General features: G+C 60.8%; 17 protein-coding genes, 1 tRNA gene and 1 pseudogene. 14 read left to right on the top strand and 5 right to left on the bottom strand.

Annotation, left to right across the window (positions count from 1 at the left end):
* Positions 1-5: 5 nt before the first annotated feature.
* Positions 6-392 (bottom strand): hypothetical protein, encoded by a 387-nt coding sequence (locus tag NKI24_RS09110; RefSeq protein WP_352744610.1) that lies wholly within the window; start codon positions 390-392, stop codon positions 6-8.
* 97 nt (positions 393-489) lie between these two features.
* On the opposite strand from NKI24_RS09110, the gene phaC reads away from it, so the two are divergent.
* The 3 genes from phaC (at position 490) to NKI24_RS09125 (ending at position 4,020) form a co-directional block, all read left to right on the top strand.
* A complete protein-coding gene (phaC, locus tag NKI24_RS09115) occupies positions 490-2,325 on the top strand; it encodes a class I poly(R)-hydroxyalkanoic acid synthase (protein WP_352744613.1) in 1,836 nt (611 codons plus the stop codon).
* 327 nt (positions 2,326-2,652) lie between these two features.
* On the top strand, positions 2,653-3,771 hold the full coding sequence (locus NKI24_RS09120; protein ID WP_352744825.1) for a YcbK family protein: 1,119 nt from the start codon (positions 2,653-2,655) through the stop codon (positions 3,769-3,771).
* Positions 3,772-3,945: 174 nt separating this feature from the next.
* Positions 3,946-4,020: transfer RNA gene (locus NKI24_RS09125), tRNA-Glu, on the top strand.
* Between the two features lie 125 nt (positions 4,021-4,145).
* Here the strand turns inward: NKI24_RS09125 and NKI24_RS09130 are convergent.
* Positions 4,146-4,442, bottom strand: coding sequence for a DUF982 domain-containing protein (locus tag NKI24_RS09130; RefSeq protein WP_352744616.1), 297 nt, complete (start codon positions 4,440-4,442; stop codon positions 4,146-4,148).
* Positions 4,443-4,737: 295 nt separating this feature from the next.
* Between NKI24_RS09130 and map the strand changes: the two genes are divergently transcribed.
* Together map and radC are read left to right on the top strand one after the other, a co-directional pair.
* Positions 4,738-5,565 carry a type I methionyl aminopeptidase gene (map, locus tag NKI24_RS09135; RefSeq protein WP_352454462.1) on the top strand — a complete coding sequence of 276 codons (828 nt, stop codon included), beginning with the start codon at positions 4,738-4,740 and terminating at the stop codon, positions 5,563-5,565.
* Between the two features lie 52 nt (positions 5,566-5,617).
* Positions 5,618-6,364, top strand: coding sequence for a RadC family protein (radC, locus tag NKI24_RS09140; protein WP_023678891.1), 747 nt, complete (start codon positions 5,618-5,620; stop codon positions 6,362-6,364).
* Positions 6,365-6,453: 89 nt separating this feature from the next.
* On the opposite strand, the gene NKI24_RS09145 is transcribed toward radC, so the two are convergent.
* The 3 genes from NKI24_RS09145 to NKI24_RS09155 all read right to left on the bottom strand — a co-directional run bounded on the left by NKI24_RS09145 (position 6,454) and on the right by NKI24_RS09155 (position 11,582).
* Complete coding sequence (locus NKI24_RS09145) at positions 6,454-9,033, bottom strand: bifunctional diguanylate cyclase/phosphodiesterase (RefSeq protein WP_352744828.1); 2,580 nt, start codon at positions 9,031-9,033, stop codon at positions 6,454-6,456.
* 350 nt (positions 9,034-9,383) lie between these two features.
* Positions 9,384-10,250 (bottom strand): class I SAM-dependent methyltransferase, encoded by an 867-nt coding sequence (locus NKI24_RS09150; RefSeq protein ID WP_023678894.1) that lies wholly within the window; start codon positions 10,248-10,250, stop codon positions 9,384-9,386.
* A 237-nt stretch (positions 10,251-10,487) separates the two neighbouring features.
* Positions 10,488-11,582, bottom strand: a complete 1,095-nt coding sequence (locus NKI24_RS09155; protein ID WP_352451365.1) for a glycosyltransferase family 4 protein — start codon at positions 11,580-11,582, stop codon at positions 10,488-10,490.
* 493 nt (positions 11,583-12,075) lie between these two features.
* Between NKI24_RS09155 and NKI24_RS09160 the strand changes: the two genes are divergently transcribed.
* The 9 genes and pseudogenes from NKI24_RS09160 (at position 12,076) to NKI24_RS09200 (ending at position 19,255) form a co-directional block, all read left to right on the top strand.
* The gene (locus tag NKI24_RS09160) at positions 12,076-12,432 is read left to right on the top strand and encodes an SPW repeat protein (RefSeq protein ID WP_352744621.1); all 357 of its coding nucleotides are present in this window, start codon (positions 12,076-12,078) and stop codon (positions 12,430-12,432) included.
* Between the two features lie 131 nt (positions 12,433-12,563).
* Positions 12,564-13,013, top strand: coding sequence for a DUF2231 domain-containing protein (locus NKI24_RS09165; protein ID WP_352451367.1), 450 nt, complete (start codon positions 12,564-12,566; stop codon positions 13,011-13,013).
* Complete coding sequence (locus NKI24_RS09170) at positions 13,013-14,359, top strand: PQQ-dependent sugar dehydrogenase (protein ID WP_352451368.1); 1,347 nt, start codon at positions 13,013-13,015, stop codon at positions 14,357-14,359. The genes NKI24_RS09165 and NKI24_RS09170 overlap by 1 nt, the downstream gene beginning before the upstream one ends.
* Positions 14,360-14,401: 42 nt before the next feature.
* Positions 14,402-14,558 (top strand): annotated as a pseudogene (locus NKI24_RS09175) (efflux RND transporter permease subunit); the annotation flags it as partial.
* Between the two features lie 168 nt (positions 14,559-14,726).
* The gene (gene coxB / locus NKI24_RS09180; protein WP_254818347.1) at positions 14,727-15,542 is read left to right on the top strand and encodes a cytochrome c oxidase subunit II; all 816 of its coding nucleotides are present in this window, start codon (positions 14,727-14,729) and stop codon (positions 15,540-15,542) included.
* Between the two features lie 91 nt (positions 15,543-15,633).
* The gene (gene ctaD, locus NKI24_RS09185) at positions 15,634-17,403 is read left to right on the top strand and encodes a cytochrome c oxidase subunit I (protein ID WP_023678901.1); all 1,770 of its coding nucleotides are present in this window, start codon (positions 15,634-15,636) and stop codon (positions 17,401-17,403) included.
* A complete protein-coding gene (locus NKI24_RS09190) occupies positions 17,400-18,104 on the top strand; it encodes a cytochrome c oxidase subunit 3 (RefSeq protein ID WP_352451369.1) in 705 nt (234 codons plus the stop codon). Before ctaD ends, NKI24_RS09190 begins: the two co-directional genes overlap by 4 nt.
* Positions 18,105-18,117: 13 nt before the next feature.
* Positions 18,118-18,840, top strand: a complete 723-nt coding sequence (locus NKI24_RS09195; protein WP_023678903.1) for a heme-copper oxidase subunit III family protein — start codon at positions 18,118-18,120, stop codon at positions 18,838-18,840.
* 10 nt (positions 18,841-18,850) lie between these two features.
* On the top strand, positions 18,851-19,255 hold the full coding sequence (locus NKI24_RS09200) for a cytochrome C oxidase subunit IV family protein (RefSeq protein WP_352470444.1): 405 nt from the start codon (positions 18,851-18,853) through the stop codon (positions 19,253-19,255).
* Positions 19,256-19,310 lie beyond the last annotated feature (55 nt).

A 19,310-nucleotide genomic window follows, 5' to 3' on the forward strand; every position in this document is an offset into this window, starting at 1 on the left:
TAAGCTTATTTGCAACTAGGGTCGAGAGCGGGGTCGCATTTGCCTTCGATCTGCTTCAGCGCCTCGGCGCCGTGTTTTTTTGCCAGCTGGTCCAGCGCTGCCTGGTCCGCAACCTTGACGCCGCCGCCCTTGGCGGCCTGGCTCTCCTCCTCGGCCTTCAGTTGGGCGAGCTTGGCGTTCTTTTCCTCGTCGGTGAATTGCTCGGCCGCCACCTGCGGCCGGATGTTCAGGTTCGGATAGGAACCGGTGTCCTTCGCGCCGACAAGGCCGGTGGCGGGCGCTGCACCTTCTATGTTGCTGCTCGTGCAACCGGCCATCGCCAACAGGACGAGCGCCATGCGGCAAAAACGACCAGTGCCGGAAAAAACGTTCTTGCCAATATTAATCGTCATATTGTTTTCCTGGCGGCCGGGTTAGAGCACATTGGACCCTGTTCGATATCCCATGGTAATATGTCAACAAAACGCTTCGGGAGGAACCCCGCGAACCATGTCCAAAACACCCGATTCGGGCAAAGCGGAAGATGACCAACCTTCGACCGTCGAGCAATATCTGGTGAAGGACCCGGAGCGCTTCGCTCTGAACATGGCCCGCATGATCGAGCAGGCCGGCAAGGCCGCCTCGGCATGGGCCGAGCCGCGGGAAAAGGGCGAGGTGCGCGATCACGTCGCCGAGCCGGTCGTCGACATGGTGAAGACGTTCTCCAAGCTCACCGAGTACTGGCTCTCCGACCCGCAGCGCGCGCTGGAGGCGCAAACGCGGCTGTTTTCCGGCTACATGACCGTCTGGGCCAACGCCGTCCAGCGCATCGGCGCCGGCGCCGAGGACGCCGAGGACGCGGTCAAGCCCGAGCGCGGCGACAAGCGTTTCCAGGACCCGGAATGGTGCCGCAACGCCTTCTTCGATTTCCTCAAACAGGCGTATCTGGTCACCTCGCGCTGGGCGGCCGAACTGGTCGAGCACGCCGACGGCCTGGACGAGCACACCCGCCACAAGGCCGGCTTTTATGTCAAGCAGGTGTCCAATGCCATCTCGCCGTCGAATTTCATCCTGACCAATCCGGAATTGTTTCGCGAGACTGTCGCCTCGAACGGCGAAAACCTGGTGCGCGGCATGAAGATGCTGGCCGAGGACATTGCCGCCGGCAAGGGCGACCTGAAGCTGCGGCAGGCCGATTATTCGCCTTTCGAGATCGGCAAGAATCTCGCCGCCACGCCCGGCAAGGTGGTCGGCCGCAGCGACGTCGCCGAAATCCTGCAATACGATCCGGCGACCGACACCGTGCTCAAGCGGCCGCTGCTGATCTGCCCGCCATGGATCAACAAATACTACATCCTCGACCTCAACCCGCAAAAGTCCTTCATTCGCTGGGCAGTCGAGCAAGGCCACACCGTCTTCGTCATCTCCTGGATCAACCCGGACGAGCGGCACGGCGCCAAGAGCTGGGAGGCCTATATCAGGGAGGGCCTGCAATACGGCCTCGACACGATTGAAAAGGCCACCGGCGAAAGGCAAGTCAACGCCATCGGCTATTGCGTCGGCGGCACGCTTCTGGCGGCGGCCCTGGCGCTGATGGCGCAGGAAGGCGACAACCGCATCAAATCCGCCACCTTCTTCACCACCCAGGTCGATTTCACCTATGCCGGCGATCTAAAAGTGTTCGTCGACGAGGAGCAGGTCGCGGCCGTCGAAAAGGCGATGAACGAGAAAGGCTATCTCGACGGCACCAAGATGGCGACCGCCTTCAACATGCTGCGCTCGGGCGACCTGATCTGGCCCTATGTCGTCAACAACTACATGCGCGGCAAGGATCCCCTGCCTTTCGACCTGCTCTACTGGAATGCCGATTCGACACGCATGGGCGCTGCCAACCATTCCTTCTATTTGCGCAATTGCTATCTCGAGAACAGGCTTTCGCAAGGCATGATGGAACTGGCGGGCCGCACGGTTTCGCTGAAGGACGTTACCATGCCGGTCTACAACCTCGCCTCTAAGGAGGACCATATCGCGCCGGCGCTGTCGGTATTCCTCGGCTCGAAATATTTCGGCGGCGAGGTCGATTACGTCATGGCCGGCTCCGGCCACATCGCCGGGGTCGTCAATCCGCCGGCAGCGCAGAAATATCACTACTGGACCGGCGGCAAGCCGGCCGGCGACTTCGACCAGTGGCTCGCCGGGGCCACCGACCATCCCGGTTCCTGGTGGCCGCACTGGCAACGCTGGATCGAAGCCAGGGACAATACCCGCGTACCGGCCCGCAAACCGGGCGAGCATATGCAAGTTCTAGGCGAAGCCCCCGGCACCTATGTCAAGGTGCGCGTGTAACCATCTGTAATGTGTGGTGAGTTGACGCGCCGCCAAAAGCGGGCGAAATGGTGCCGTCAACCCTGAGCAGCCTTGATTCATCCTCTAGCCGCCAAATTACTTTGAGGCTTGCAGATTTGACACAGGTCTCGTTTCCGGTTCGGGGAACAAGGGTCATTTCGACGAGACGTTTCGACGCCGCGCCAATGACGAACCGGTCGGATATCGAGGGGGAATTTTGTTTTGAGATCAGCAGGATCGCGCCTCGCGAAGGGAGAAAGCCGCGCCATTGTGGCGGCGCTTTTCTCGGTGCTCCTGGCGTCCTGCACCTCGGCCGGCGACCCGACCATGTCGGTCGGCATGCCAGGCTATAATACCTCGGCTACCGAAATCAGCACGGCCGCCGGTGCGCCCCAGGCCAGCACGGCCGCATCATCGTCGCAGATGACGACCGCACAAATGACGATGAATGCCGACGGTGACGCCAACCTTCCCGAGCAGGTGGCCTATGTGCCAGTGGCCAAGCCAGGGGCCAGGCCCGATGCCGGCTTCCCGATCGCCGTTCCCACGGCAGCCGGGACGATCGCGGGACACACGCCGCAGCCGCTGCAACCAAACGCCCAGACGGCCGATCAGGCCGTGGCGCAGAACAGTGCTGATGCATCGAAGCCCGACGCCAAGGCCGCAGCGCCGGCGATGAACAACCCGGTTTATGTGACCGCCGGCGAGATGCCGCAGCCACAGGCCTACGCACCGAAGAAAAACTTCCTGGCCTCGCTGTTCAGCGCCACGCCTGCTTCAGCGGCACCTTCTTCGCCGGCCAACAGCAGATCGGGCGGGCAGCCAACGGTCATGCAGGCCAAGGCGACGCCTGCGGCAAAACCCACCATCACCCTGGCTTCGGCCGATCCGGCTGAAAAGCCGGTGCAGCTGGTGTCGACGGGCGATACCAGCCACTTCACGGCCGATGCGCTGCCCGGCGTGCGCCAGACGGCGCTGTTCGAGATCAAGCGCAAATCCGGCCTCGACGATGAAAGTGACGTCGATCTCAACGAAGACGAAGGTTCGGGTGGCGCCTACCAGGTCGCCTCCGCCGCCGGCCTTGCCCGGCTGGCGCCCAACGGCCTCCTGAAACAGAACGACAGCGTCGATGTCGCCTGCTTGAAGCCGTCGCTGGTTCGCGTGCTGAAGACGATCGAAGGCCACTACGGCCGCAAGATGACGGTCACCTCCGGCTATCGCGATCCGGCCCGCAACCGCCGCGCCAACGGCGCAAAGAATTCGCTGCACATGTACTGCGCCGCCGCCGATATCCAGGTTCCTGGCGTCTCGAAATGGGAACTGGCGAGCTACATCCGCACCATGCCGGGCCGCGGTGGCGTCGGCACCTACTGCCACACCGAATCCGTTCACGTCGATGTCGGCCCCGAGCGCGACTGGAACTGGCGCTGCCGCAGGCGCGGCTAGGGCGAGGATCTTCCGTCACCGCAAAGGCCCTTCGGCGGCGTTGCATCATGCCGCAAAAACCAGCTTGGCTGTCGGAAAGACGCGGTTTGGAGCCAAAGGAAAAAAGTTGTCGCAGCCGGCGGCAGACGGGTTGCCGGTTTGTCGCGACGCAACTATAAGCGCTCACATCTGAGCGCGCCCATCGTCTAGCGGTCAGGACACCGCCCTTTCACGGCGGTAACAGGGGTTCGATTCCCCTTGGGCGTACCAGCATTTCAACTTGGCATTATGTCTATCGCCAGCGTGATGCTGCGCAAGCTTTGCTGGACCCGCCACTCTGATAGGGATGTCGGCAAGAAGAGGCGAAGACGACTGAGGACTACGTCGAAGGCTGTCTACGCCCGCAGTCCCCTCGCCTCGCCGCCGCGCTTGCGCGGCACCATCATGTCCCTGGCCAGGAGGGCGCTCACCCGGCAAAAGGCCATGAAGGCCCGCCATGCGTCTTCGGTCTCGACGATGTCCACCGTGGCGCCAAAACAGGCATTGAACGCGGCCTGGTAGGTTGGTCCCTTCCGGCGAACCGGCCACGTTTGCAGGAAATCGAGCGCCTGCTCGACACTGTAGATTTCCTCGACCGGCTGGCCGGGCACAGGCGCGATCCGCACCGGCACCTCGAATTGCAGTCTGTCCATTCGATCTCTCCCGAACCGACCCCGCAGCAGCGGCGTTCGTCGCAAAAAGTTGCCCTGGCGGCTAACGCTTGGGCCGACTTCTCGCCTAGAAATGTGTCGTCACTGCGGTAGCCAGATGAACCCGGCGGAAGCATGAGCCGCTGCAGGCAAGGAGAATGCTCCCAGGCATGAATATCGCCGGTCTTCGGCCGTCGCCGGCAGTTCGTCCTTGAACCTTGCGCTTTCCGGTGCCAAATCTGGGGGGATTTCTCTCGCGGGCTCATCCAGGCCTCGCATCCCTGCAAGACGGACAAAAATGGTCACCTATCTCGACGCCGCCACGGCACCGCTCAGAAACACCGGCCAGATCCGTCTTTACGACGAGGAAGGTTTTGTCGGCATGCGCAAGGCTTGCGATCTCACCGCGCGCTGCCTCGACGAACTGGTACCGATTGTGGCGCCCGGCGTCACCACCGAAGCGATTGATCGCTTCGTCTTCGAGTTCGGGATGGATCATGGCGCGCTTCCGGCGACGCTCAACTACCGTGGCTACACGAAATCATCCTGCACCTCGATCAACCACGTCGTCTGTCACGGCATACCCGACAGCAAGCCGTTGAAGGATGGCGACATCGTCAATATCGACGTCACCTATATCCTCGACGGCTGGCATGGCGACTCCTCGCGCATGTATCCGGTGGGCACGATCAAGCGTGCCGCGGAGCGGCTGCTCGAAGTCACGTATGAGTGCCTGATGCGCGGCATCGCGGCAATCAAGCCGGGCGCCCGAACCGGCGCCATCGGCGCCGCCATCCAGACCTATGCCGAAGCCGAGCGTTGCTCGGTGGTGCGCGATTTCTGCGGCCACGGGGTTGGCCGGCTGTTTCACGACGCGCCGAATATCCTGCATTACGGCAGCGCCAGCGAAGGCGTCGAGATGCGGCCGGGCATGATCTTCACCGTCGAGCCGATGATCAATCTCGGCCGGCCGCATGTGAAAGTGCTGTCGGACGGCTGGACCGCGGTGACGCGCGACCGTTCGCTGTCGGCGCAGTACGAGCACACGATCGGCGTCACCGAGACCGGCTGCGAGATCTTCACGCTGTCGCCAAAAAACCTCGACCGCCCCGGCCTGCGGGCCTAGTGTCTGGCAGATCGGGCGTTACCTTGCCCGGCAAATGCTGGGTGGGGCAGCCATGAACGGTGACGACGACGAGCGGGCCTTCTTTCCCGAAAGGCCAGTGCGATCGCCCGCGAAGGCGGTGGCCGCCGACAAGCCGCATTATCTCGGCCATCGCGACCGCCTGCGCGAGCGCTTCGCCGCCGGTACCAACACCCTCCCCGACTACGAACTGCTCGAGCTTTTGTTGTTTCGGCTGATCCCGCGCGCCGACACCAAGCCTGTCGCCAAGGCATTGCTGGCACGCTTCGGTACATTGGCCGAGGTCCTCGGTGCGCCCGTCGAGCGCCTGCAGGAGGTGAAGGGCATCGGCCCGGCGGTGGCGCTCGACCTCAAGGTGGTTGCGGCAACGGCGCAGCGCATGGCGCGCGGCGAGATCGCCGGCCGCGAGCTGTTGTCGACCTGGACGCAGGTTCTCGAATACTGCCGGTCGGTGATGGCTTTCGAGGAGCGCGAGCAATTCCGCATCCTGTTCCTCGACAAGAAAAACGCGCTGATCGCCGACGAAGTCCAGCAGGTCGGCACCGTCGACCACACACCGGTCTATCCGCGCGAGGTGGTCAGGCGCGCCTTGGAGCTCTCCGCCACGGCGATCATTCTGGCGCATAACCATCCGTCGGGAGACCCGACGCCGTCGCGCGCCGACATCGAGATGACCAAGCTGATCATAGAGACGGCCAAACCGCTTGGCATTGCCGTTCACGACCACATCATCATCGGCAGGAAAGGCCACTCCAGCATGAAGGGCCTGCTGCTGATCTGAGGTTTGGCGTTGTTTTCTGCTTTGTCCGCTGTGCGCCTATGGACCGCAACGTCAAGGCGGTCGGCTCGATAAAACTCTGGCGCCGAGGCTCAGCTGGCCGTGCGCAGGCGCCGCGATCGGACAAAGGTCTTAAGTCCCTCGGAGTCGAACGCGTGGCCGAAGGCATAACCCTGCAATATGTCGCAGCCCAGGCCCTTGAGTAGCCGTGCATGCTGCATCGTCTCAACGCCTTCCGCCACGACCTCGATACCCAGCGACTTGCCGATTTCAATGATCGACGAGACAACCTGCCTTCTCTGCGGAGATTTGACGATTGGGGTGACCAGCTGCCGATCAATCTTCAGCCGGCGCGGCTGCAACTTCAGCAAACTGACCATCGAAGCGTAGCCGGTACCAAAATCGTCTATTTCGACGTCAATCCCCAGCTCTTTTATCTGCTCGATATTCCAGGTGACAAGGTCGTCGTTCTCGTCCAGGAAAATCGACTCAACAAGCTCGAACGAAACTGTTCCTTTCTTGATATTTTGTTCTCGCAGGCTCTTGATGAGCTCCTCGTCTTGAAGGCGCCTGGCCGAGACATTGACCGACACCCGCGGAATGTGAAGTTTTGCAGCGGACCACTCTTCGAAATCCGAAAGCGATTGTTTCAATATGGCTTGGTCGATGATCGAGACGACGTTCAGTTCTTCTGCAATCCTCAGGAAGATGTCGGGCGCCAAAATACCCTTTATTGGATGTTTCCACCTCGCCAGCGCCTCAACCCCAACGATTTCGAGCGTCTTTGCGTCAAATTGGGGCTGGTAGAAGGGGATGAACTCGTTGCGCTCGAGGCCGCCGAGAATTTCGTCGGCAATCCGCTTAGTATCGACGATTTCGCTTTGCATCGCGTCGGTGAAGAATTCGTATCGATTGCGGCCCCGCCCCTTTGCTCGGTAAAGCGCGATATCGGCGTTCACCAGCAGGTGTTTGGCTTCGACATCTTTTGCGTTATCGACAGCGATTCCCACGCTGACACCAAAACGGCATCGATGACCCTGATAGTAGACGGGTTCGCGCATCTGGCTGATGATGCGGTCGGCGAGCAGCGCCAGTTGCTTGGTATCGTCGCGCACCACGCACAGAACGATGAATTCGTCTCCCCCGATACGGGCGACGAATCCCTCGTCGCCGACCTTCGACCTGAGCACGGTTGACGCGTGAACCAACATCGCGTCACCGGCGGCGTGGCCCAGCGTATCGTTGATGTGCTTGAACCGATCCAGATCTATGTGAAGCAGTGCCGCGTGCCCGCCTGAGCGCCTGGCGTTTGCCGCGTAATGTTCCAGTACCTGGTCGAGGTAACGCCGGTTGGGCAAGCCGGTCAGCGAATCATGAAGCGCGATGTGCTCTATGCGCGCTTTGGCCGACTCGAGTTCTGCATTTTTCGACTCGGACAGCTGTTTTGCACGAACCAGATCCTTGTTCAGCAGGACGTCCGCAGTCACGTCCCATTCCGCGCCGATCATTTTTGGGGTGTCGTTTGCGACCCGGTAAAGGATCGCCTTGGACCGGACATGACGGATCTCGCCATCCTGACGCACAATTCGGTACTCCGACAAATATGGTCGTCCGCTGGCCACCGCCCTGTCGAAGTCCGCGTTGGCGCCAGCCAAATCATCTGGGTGGATTGCTCCCGCCCAGTCTGGGTAGCCCCGGTGCTCGCCGGTTGGTTTGCCATATATTTCGTTGACGCGATCATCCCACGTAAGCTCGTTGGTCGCGAGATCGTGTTCCCAAACCCCAATAGCCGAAGCTTCCAGAGCGAGTTCCAAGCGTCGTGACAATCGACGCAATTCCGCATAATTGCGCTGTCTTTCGCCAATCAGGCGGCCTGTGACCAGGAAAGGGAACACAACCAAGGCTCCGGCCGTCGCCATGATCGCGCGCAACAACCATGCGTTGCTTGGCGTCGAAGGCCAGCCGTTTTTGGGAATGGCCGCGAGCTGCCACGAGCCGGAAGGAAGCAAAACGTCAGCCGTCACCGGATCGCTTTTGCTGATCTCCTCATTGCCGTAGAATTGACCACCTCGGTGACCGAGGGCGTCCCTGCCGATCAGCGCTACGTCGATCCCGAGATCGTCGTCAAGCAGGCCGCTCGCTTTGTAAAGGCGCTGCACGTCGACAACGGCGGAAATGATACCCCAGAACCTTTCCGTATTGCCAGCGCTCGGCACGAAGACCGGAAAGCGGCCGATGAAGCCTTGTCCTCCCTGTTTCAGGTCGACGGGACCGGCAAGCACCAGCTTGCGTTCGTCTCGCGCCCTTAGCGCAGCCGCACGCTGCCGCTCGTTCTTGCGGTAGTCCAGACCCATCGCCTGCTCGTTACCCTCCATCGGATACATCAGGGAAACGACCAGATCGGGCGCGCCGGCAATATCGTTCAATTGCGAGTCGGCGCCAAATAGATTGCTCGCGAGCGAGGCGAAGCGTTGCTGTCCCATATAGGGCTCGGTCACGACCGCGGCGACCAGTCCACGCACGAGCTGGAGGTTTCCATTGATATTGCCTTCGAGCTTGGCGCGGATGAGATTGACCTTGGTCAGCACGTCCGCACGGACGGCCTGGTCCGAGACGATTTTGTTCTGGTGCTCCGCGAACGCTGCGCTGACAAGGATGACGACAAACGCGATCGCCGCCGGAATATTTGCCGACGAAAAGACGGCCTCCTTGATGCCGTTGAACCTAGCGCGGAAAAAAGCCAATAGGCGATTCCTCAAGTGCCATTTTCAGGTTCTCGGGGTCGACCCGATGAGGAACATTAGCTTTCAATGTTTAATTTGACCTTCATACTCCTGAGAAATTTCATTTTCCGACGGCTGACGCCGGCTGCGATACCGACAGCGATGCTGAAGGCGGGCTGCACGATGCGGACCAATATGAAACGCCAGCTAGATCAGCCTTGCTCGGAAGATCGAGGCGCCCGAGCGCCATTGCACATTTCGACGCTCCGACCCGAGTACTCTGGAGCGTTGACCTTGGACTAGTGCCCCTCAATCGCCTTGGGAGACACAAGGTATGGTATCTTGCCGACGCTGCGCTTCGTCGCGCCAATGGAATAGGCCATCGGTATCTTGGGAGAGTTCTCGGGTAGGCCGTACATATCCTTGCCGGCGCGCACGGCAAATGAAAAGTGCTGCCACGAAACCGTATCATGCTCATTGAGAAAATCGAGCGTCAGACCAGCTGAAATCAGCGCATTCACCACGTCACTGATCGGGTGGATCCATTCATAATAGCGAGGATGCTTCAAGATGCGATCATCGCCGGTGTAGGTCAGTTCCTCGTTCCAGGCGAGCGGCCGAGCTATCGGCGTTCGCCAGTCGTGCTTCAATTCCAGGGCCGCGGCCTTTCGATCGCACTGAAACATCAATGGATGGCCCTCGGCCATGTAGAGGCGGCCGCCGGGTCGCAGAAGATCGGCAACCACCCGCGCCCAACGGAACACGTCGTCCAGCCAGTTTACCGAGCCCCAAGTAACGTAAGCGATGTCAAAGGTCCGGCCGAGCGCTTCCACCGCCTCGAACAGTGGCGCTTCCACGAAGCGCACGTCGGTGCCTGCCTTCGCAGCAAAATCCCGCGCCGCCACGATCGCCGTCGGTGAAAAGTCGAGCCCGGTCACGCTGCCTGCGCCGAGATTCTTCAGGCTGATCGTGTCAAGACCGATGTGACACTGCAGGTGGACGATATCCTTGCCGGCGATATCGCCGAGCTCGCGTGTTTCCAGCTCATAGAGATTGGATCCGCCGGCCAGCACATTCTCGATGTGGTAGCTGCCCGTTGTGTCGGTCGAGTGCAGTTCGGCCCGATCATCCCAATTAAGGCGGTTCGCGCCCAGAAAGCGTTCCAAATTCCCCCCACCCCTGACTGACGCATGGTAAACAAGTCGTTAAAGCACCTTTGCAGCGAAAGTAGCGCGCGTCAATCCGGACCGGGCGGCAGTGCGCCGCCGCTCGCGAAAGCATCAGCCCCGGGAAGGCTTGCTGCTGATCAAAGGCTTCTGGCGCGATCGCCGCGCCCGGCGACAGGACCCCGCAGGCGCTCCCGGACTCCGCCGTCGTGGTCTGTATGTGGATTAGTCGGTTCCTCAGCCCGGCACAGCCACCATCGCGATATTTCTGGAGAGCTCGTTTGTGGGGGCAACTGCGTCTGCCGTGCCGCTCGTGAGTGCTCGGTAGAGTGCCACATAATCGCTGCACATGCGCTCGACCGTGAACCGCTTCTCGAACGTCTGCCGCACTCGTGCGCGATCGAGGCTGTCTATGCGCCGGAGCGCGCCCACGGCTTCCTCCACCGTATCCACGATCCATCCGGACACACCGTCATCGATGATCTCCGGGACGGCGCCACGCCGGAACGCAACCACCGGCGTACCGCAGGCCATTGCTTCGATCGTTACGAGCCCGAAGGGTTCCGGCCAGTCGATCGGAAACAAAAGCGCTATCGCATTGCCCAGAAAATCCGCCTTTTGCCGCTCATCGATCTCGCCAATGAACTCCACGTTCGAATGCCGCAGCACTTGCGGCTCGACCCTTTCCTTCCAGAACGACTGGTCCACCTTGTCGATCTTGGCGGCGATCTTCAGGGGAAACCCGGCCCGCGCTGCTATTTCTATGGCCGCTTCCGGCCCCTTTTCCGGCGAGATGCGACCGAGAAACGCAAGATAGCCAGAGGTGTTCGGGTGGAATGGCAGAAGATCGCGGGGCAGGCCGTGATGCACGGTTCCAACCCAATTGACGGGCGGCATGGGCCGGCGCTGGTCGAAGGAGATCGAGACCAGGGGAACGTCGTCGAACATCGCATAAAGCTGCGCCAGATCGGGCAGGTCGAGCCTGCCGTGAAGCGTGGTAACCGTTCGTCTGGCAAAATCCCGAATTATGGGGAAGTGCAGGACATCGACGTGGAAATGTAAAACGTCGAATTCATCGGCTCGCCGGCGCACCCGTTCAAGCATCATAACATGGTGCGGACCACCGTCCTGGACCCTGGGGTTCAGGCGCAGCGCGACGTCGCAACACCGCACCAGCTCGGCTGAGGTACGAGAATCGGCGCTGGCGAACAGCGTCACCTCGTGGCCCTGTCGGACAAGTTCTTCGGTCAGATACGAAACAATTCGCTCCGTTCCACCGTAGGTTCGGGGCGGCACGGATTCGGTTAGCGGTGCGATCTGGGCTATTTTCATTTAGAAATCTTTTCGGCGGCGACCGCCGTCTTTCAAACAAGCTTCGGCGGCAACCAAGACAAGCGAGAGCTTCCAGTTGCGAAGTATTCTATGCAGAGCGTATTTATAGTTGTGCCGTCCGTGCTCCTCCCGTGCAATCAGGTTGCCCTTATTCAACTCCTCTGCATCCAAGAACTGCGATCCATGAGAAATGTTTCACCGGCTCGATAAAAAGACAGAATGAGCTACGCGCCGCCGCCCCGCCGCCCCCTGACAGGCAGCTTTGGATCGCTCGATCACCACCAAGTGATCCAGGCGTGCCGGTGCCGAATGGAACATAAAGCCCGGAATTCAGTTAGATAGCCGGATTTGGCTGGAGTACCGCCAGATGCGGAATTCCAGCCGGGCAGGGCACTACCGTGACACGGAGTGAGCGGCTTCGGGCGCATCTCGCCGAACTCAGGCACCACCTTGCCGAACTCGGGAGCCATAAACGCTCCCTATGGAGGATGCCATGAACCAGTGGACAAACGCCAGGCTCTGTGACGTAGCCAACCTGATCCTTGGGGCAATTCTGTTCTTCTCCCCCTGGATCTTCACCTTTGCGGCAGGCCCGCAGACGCAGAACGCCCTCGGCAGCGGAATCTTGATTGTCGTGCTTTCGGTTGCCGCCCTCGCAGCATTTGCCGTGTGGGAAGAGTGGGTGAACCTGGTCGTCGGACTGTGGGTTCTCGCATCGCCCTGGGTGCTTGGATTCCAGGCGACCACGGCGATGACCGTGCATGTCGTGATCGGCATTCTGGTCGCCGTGCTGGCGGCGCTCGAGCTCTGGATGATGTATCAGAACCCGCCGACCCAGTCCGCCGCCTAACAGGCGCAGCCAGCCAGCGCCCTTTTTTGGGCCTGACGGATCTATCGGTCGTCTGCCGGTCTCTCGGCAACAGCCGCCGGAGGCCGGGCAGGCGGCGTTTGTTTGGACGAGAATAGGAAGGATGGCGCATTATGGTCGGTCACAATCCGCGTTCGACGGCCAGGATTGCGGGACATCCTATCCATCCGATGCTCGTGCCATTTCCGATCGCCTGCTTCGCCGGCACCCTGCTGACGGATCTAGCCTATTGGCGAACAGCGGAGATGATGTGGGCTGACTTCTCCGCTTGGCTGGTTACCGTCGGCGTGATCATGGGCTGCCTAGCAGCGATCGCGGGGCTGATCGATTTCCTGGCCAATCCGCTGATAAGGGCACAGCCCCCCGCCTGGCCGCACGTGCTCGGCAATCTTCTGGCGCTGGCGTTATCCATCATCAACATGCTCGTGCACTCCCGCGATGCATGGACCTCCATCGTTCCTACCGGCTTGATCCTCTCGGCGGTTGTCGTGCTCATCCTCATCTTCACTGGTTGGCTGGGCTGGTCCATGGTGTACCGGCATCACGTCGGAGTGGCGGATTGATGCGCATAGCAAGCTCCATCGGTCAGACCAGGCGCATCGCGGTGTCCGTCCTCGTTTGCACTGCGGCGATCACTCTTGCAGCGTGCAGCGGCAACGACCCGGATCCCAGCAGTCAGATAGGGCCGAATCCAAACCTGCCGGAGCCGATCCAATATTTCTTCCCGCCCATGCACCTCGCTTCCGTGGTCGGATGGAAGAACGACGAAAAGCCGACCGTCGCGCAGGGGCTGCAGATCCAGGCTTATGCCCACGGCTTGCAGCATCCGCGGTCGCTTTACGTGCTGCCCAACGGCGACGTCCTGGTGGTCGAGTCCAAGGCGCCGGGTGGCGAACCGATCAAACGGCCCAAGGATTTGGTGATGGGCTGGATCGAATCCTGGGTTACCTCGGGCGGCGACAGCGGCCCAAGCAACCGCATTACGCTGCTGCGCGACACCGATGGCGATGGCAAGCCGGAGCTGACCAGCGTATTCCTCGACCACCTGAGCTCCCCCTTTGGCGTGGCGCTGGTGGGAAGCGATCTCTACGTCGCCAATACCGAATCCATCGTCCGCTATCCCTACAACACCGGTGACACAAAGATCACCGCGCCCGGGACGCCGCTAACCGCCCTGCCCGGCGGCCCGATCGACCACCATTGGACGAAGAGCCTGGTGGCAAGCCCCGACGGCTCGCTGCTCTATGTCGGCATCGGCTCGAACAGCAACGTCGCCGAAAACGGCATCGAGGCGGAGAAGAACCGCGCCGCCATCTGGCAGGTAGACAGGGCCACCGGCCGGTCGCGCATTTTCGCCAGCGGTTTGCGCAATCCAAACGGCCTGAGCTGGGAGCCGCAGACCGGGGCGCTCTGGGCAGTGATCAATGAGCGCGACGAGCTCGGCCCCAATCTCGTGCCGGATTATCTGACCTCGGTAAAGGATGGCGGCTTCTACGGATGGCCATACAGCTATTACGGCCAGCATCTCGATCCCCGCGTCATGCCCCAACGTCCGGACCTGGTCGCAAAAGCGATCGTTCCGGATTATGCACTGAGTTCCCACGTCGCCCCTCTGGGACTGGCCTTCTATACGGCAACCAGCCTTCCCGAGGCATATCGCGGCGGCGCCTTCGTTGGCGAGCATGGCAGCTGGAACCGCACGCGTTTTAATGGTTACAAGGTAGTGTTCGTACCATTCAGCGGCGGCCGTCCGAGCGGCGTCGCTACCGACGTGGTGACTGACTTCCTGGACAAGGACAACAAGGCGCGCGGCCGGCCTGTCGGCCTGGCTGTCGACAAAACCGGGGCCCTGCTCATCGCCGACGACGTCGGCAACACAGTTTGGCGGGTGACATCTGCCGGCCAATAAAGTGGCTCCACTCTCTTCGTCGAGCGTCGAGCAGGTGAACGGACACTGCTCGAAGCAATCGTGCTGACGTTCTTCGTCATGCTGCTGTTCCTGCAGAACCTGCGCGCGACGATCCCCGACGATCGCCGTTCCGGTGACTCTGCCGGGCACATTCGGCGTGCCCGCCCTTGCCGGTTACTCGACGCTGACGATGTTTGCCACGCGCTGCCGCTGATCATCGCCGAACCGAAGGACCGCCAGCGCCGAAATGGTATTTTTGCCCTTCCCACAGCCGGCTCTAGAATTTTCATCGCAAATCAAGTTATGATGCACTTGGTATTTCCCGGGGACGGCTTGCGCCGCTTGGAATACCGGGAGGAACCGGGACATGGCCGTTGCGCTTGTACTCGTTCTGATAGTCGTGGGCTCGGTGTTGTTCCACTTCCTGAGCCCATGGTGGTGGACGCCGATTGCCTCGAACTGGGACTATATCGACAACACCATCATCATAACTTTCTGGATCACCGGTGTCGTCTTCGCCGCCGTGGTTCTTTTCATGGCCTATTGCGTCTTCCGCTTCCGTCATCGGGAAGGCAATCAGGCGGCATATGAACCTGAGAACAGGCGGCTCGAATCCTGGCTGACGGTCGTCACCGCGGTTGGCGTCACCGCTTTGCTCGTTCCAGGCCTGTTCGTCTGGAGCCGGTTCGTTAACGTTCCAAGTGACGCAACCGAGGTCGAAGTCGTCGGCCAGCAGTGGCAATGGAGTTTCCGCCTCCCCGGCAAGGACGGCAAGCTCGGCACATCCGACACTCGCGACGTCAACGCTGAAAATCCACTCGGCGTCATCGCCACCGATGCCAACGGCCAGGACGATGTCGTAGTGGAAGCGGCCGACCTGCACCTCCCGGTAGGCAAACCGGTCAAGATGCTGCTCCGCTCGATCGATGTGCTGCACGATTTCTACGTGCCGGAATTCCGCGCCAAGATGGACATGATCCCGGGCTCGGTCACCTATTTCTGGTTCACTCCGACCAAGACCGGAACCTTCCAGGTCCTGTGTGCCGAACTCTGCGGCCAGGGACATCCGATGATGCATGGCGTGGTCATGGTCGATACTCAGGAAGACTATCTGGCGTGGCTTGGCCAGCAGCAGACTTTTGCGCAGCTGTCCGCCCCCCAGCAGATGGGCTCGGCAGAGTAGGAAACCGGAACGACGGCGCGCCGTCGGGATTGAAATTAGTGTGGCAAGCCCGAACTGTCGGGCTGGCCGAAAAGGGCACGGAGGTGTTCCTATGGTCGATATCACACCTGCAGATGCGGTACCGCCGGCCGAAGTCGCGGAAATGGAACTCTACCATCCGCACAGCTGGTGGACGAAATACGTTTTCTCGCAGGACGCCAAGGTCATCGCCATCCAGTATTCGGCGACGGCGACAGCGATCGGCATGGTCGCGCTGGTGCTATCCTGGCTGATGCGGCTGCAACTCGGCTTCCCCGGCACATTCGACTTCATCACCCCGGAAGCCTACTACCAGTTCATCACCATGCACGGCATGATCATGGTGATCTACCTGCTCACGGCACTCTTCCTGGGCGGCTTCGGCAACTATCTGATCCCGTTGATGGTTGGTGCTCGCGACATGGTCTTTCCCTATGTCAACATGCTGAGCTACTGGATCTATCTGCTTGCCGTGCTGGTCCTGGTGTCGAGCTTCTTTGCGCCCGGCGGACCGACGGGTGCCGGCTGGACGCTCTATCCGCCGCAGGCGATCATGACCGGTACGCCAGGCGGCCAGGACTGGGGCATCATCCTGATGCTTGTCTCGCTGATCCTATTCATCGTCGGCTTTACCATGGGCGGCTTGAACTATGTCGTGACGGTGCTGCAGGGGCGCACGCGCGGCATGACGCTGATGCGCCTTCCGCTTACTGTCTGGGGTATTTTCACCGCCACCATCATGGCGCTGCTCGCCTTCCCGGCGCTGTTCGTCGCCTGCGTGATGATGCTGCTCGACCGGGCGCTCGGCACCAGCTTCTTCATGCCGGCGATCGTCGAGATGGGCGAACAGTTGCAGCACGGCGGCGGCAGCCCGATCCTGTTCCAGCATCTGTTCTGGTTCTTCGGCCATCCGGAGGTCTACATCGTGGCGCTTCCGGCCTTCGGCATCGTATCCGACCTGATCAGCACCCATGCGCGCAAGAACATCTTCGGCTACCGCATGATGGTCTGGGCCATCGTCGGCATCGGCGCGCTGAGCTTCGTGGTCTGGGCGCACCACATGTATGTCAGTGGCATGCATCCCTATTTCGGCTTTTTCTTCGCCACAACGACATTGATCATCGCCGTCCCAACAGCCATCAAGGTCTACAATTGGGTGCTGACGCTGTGGCGCGGCGACATCCACCTCACGATTCCGATGCTTTTTGCCCTGGCCTTCATCGTCACCTTCGTCAATGGCGGGTTGACCGGCTTGTTCCTCGGCAATGTCGTCGTCGACGTTCCGCTGTCGGACACGATGTTCGTCGTCGCCCATTTCCACATGGTCATGGGGGTTGCCCCGATCATCGTAATCTTCGGCGCGATCTATCACTGGTATCCGAAGGTCACCGGCCGGATGCTGAACGAGACACTGGGCCGGTTCCATTTCTGGGTCACCTTCCTCGGCGCCTATCTGATCTTCTTTCCCATGCACTATCTCGGCTTGATGGGCGTGCCGCGGCGGTACAACGAATTGACCGACATGACGATCATGACGGAATCGGCTCACCACCTGAACTCGTTTATCAGCATCATGGCTTTTATAGTCGGTTTTGCTCAGATTGTGTTTCTGTTCAATCTCATCTGGAGCATCCGCCATGGCCGTGAGGCTGGCGGCAATCCGTGGCGGGCAACGACGCTCGAGTGGCAGACGCCCGAAACACCGCCCGCCCACGGCAATTTCGGCAAGGATCTGCCGATCGTCTATCGCTGGGCCTATGACTACAGCGTACCGGGAGCCAAGGAGGACTTCATACCGCAAAACGTTCCGGGCTCCTTCGCGCCCTCCAGGGAGCCGGCATGAGCGTAATCCTGGTCTTCCTGCTCGTGATCGCCGGTATTGCCGGGTGGTGGCTTTCCCATCAGCGGCTAATGACGAAACCGTGGCTCGAGCAAGGTATGATCGGGGATTTTGTCGCTCTGGACCGATCGGCGCTGCCGACCGCAAAGATCGGTCTCGGCGTCTTCCTTGCCGTCGTCGGCTGCCTGTTCGCGCTGTTCACCAGTGCTTACTTCATGCGCATGGCGCTGTCGGATTGGCGGCCGCTGCCCATCCCGCCCCTGCTCTGGCTTAACACCGGCGTACTGGTCTTGAGCAGCATTGCGATACAGTGCGCTTCGTTCGCGGCGCGCAAGGGTCAAGTGGACATGGTCAGGCTTGGCCTCGCCACCGCTGGACTCACGGCGCTCGTCTTCCTGATTGGACAGCTTGTGGCATGGCGGGAACTGAGTGCGGATGGCTATTTTCTGGCATCCAATCCGGCCAACAGCTTCTTCTACCTGCTAACGGGAATGCATGGCCTGCATATACTGGGAGGACTGGTCGGGCTGGGCAGAACGAGCGTCGGCGCCTGGAACGGAGCGCAGCCGCAGCGGCTTCGCCTCAGTGTCGAGCTGTGCGCCATGTACTGGCATTTCCTGCTTTTCGTCTGGCTCGCCATCTTTGCGCTTCTGGCCGGCTGGGCTTCGACTTTAATCGACATTTGCCGAGGGTTGCTGACCTAGGAGGAACGGGCGGATGGCAGAGACGACACTGGCCCACATCGGCCGAACAGAGCCGCGGCCCGCAGGCTGGCAAGGCATCGCCGCCGACTGGTCCTCGGATCAGCGGGCGTTCAAAAACGTGTCCTGGGGCAAGGCCATGATGTGGATCTTCCTGCTCAGCGACACGTTCATCTTCGGCTGCTTCCTGCTCTCCTACATGACCGCGCGTATCTCAACACGTGTGCCGTGGCCCAATCCGAGCGAGGTCTTCGCCCTGCGCATCGGTGGCTCCGACATTCCACTGATCCTTATCGCCATCATGACCTTCGTGCTGATCTCGAGCAGCGGAACGATGGCCATGGCGGTCAATTTCGGCTACCGCCGCGACCGCCGCAAGACGGCAGTGCTGATGCTCTTGACCGCAGCACTCGGCGCGACCTTTGTCGGCATGCAGGCCTTCGAATGGACCAAGCTGATCACCGAGGGCGTGCGGCCTTGGGGCAATCCCTGGGGCGCTGCCCAGTTCGGCGCATCCTTTTTCATGATCACCGGCTTCCACGGCACGCACGTGACGATCGGGGTGATCTTCCTGATCATCGTGGCGCGAAAGGTCTGGCGCGGGGATTACGATGTCGGACGGCCCGGCTTCTTCACCAGCCGAAGGGGCCGCTACGAGAACGTCGAAATCATGGGGCTTTACTGGCATTTCGTCGACCTGGTCTGGGTGTTCATTTTCGCATTTTTCTATCTTTGGTGAGAGGCAGGACATGGCTGAAGCAACCGCAAACGGCCTGGGACAACACGCACTGGACAGCGCCCGTACCCATGATGCGACGACGACCGGCGTTACCCCGGCGGAGGTTCATCAGGAGCACCCGATCAAGCTCTATCTGGTGGTCTGGGCGTGGTTGTTCATCCTCAGCACCTGCTCCTATCTGGTCGACTATTTCGGTCTCCACGGCTATCTCAGATGGTCGCTGATCCTGATCTTCATGATCCTTAAGGCAGGACTGATCGTCGCCATCTTCATGCACATGGCCTGGGAACGGCTGGCACTGGCATATGCAATTATCCTGCCGCCGGTGCTGGTTCTGGTGTTCGTGACGATGATGGTCTTCGAAGCGGACTACACGCTTCTCACCCGAATGGCGTTTTTCGGGGCCGGGCCCTGACATGCAATCCGGATCCGGGCCGTCCGGTCCTGGAGCCTTCGCCTTGAAACAATCC

The sequence above is a fragment of the Mesorhizobium sp. M0701 genome, assembly GCF_040320365.1.
In the GTDB taxonomy this organism is placed as follows: Bacteria; Pseudomonadota; Alphaproteobacteria; order Rhizobiales; family Rhizobiaceae; genus Mesorhizobium.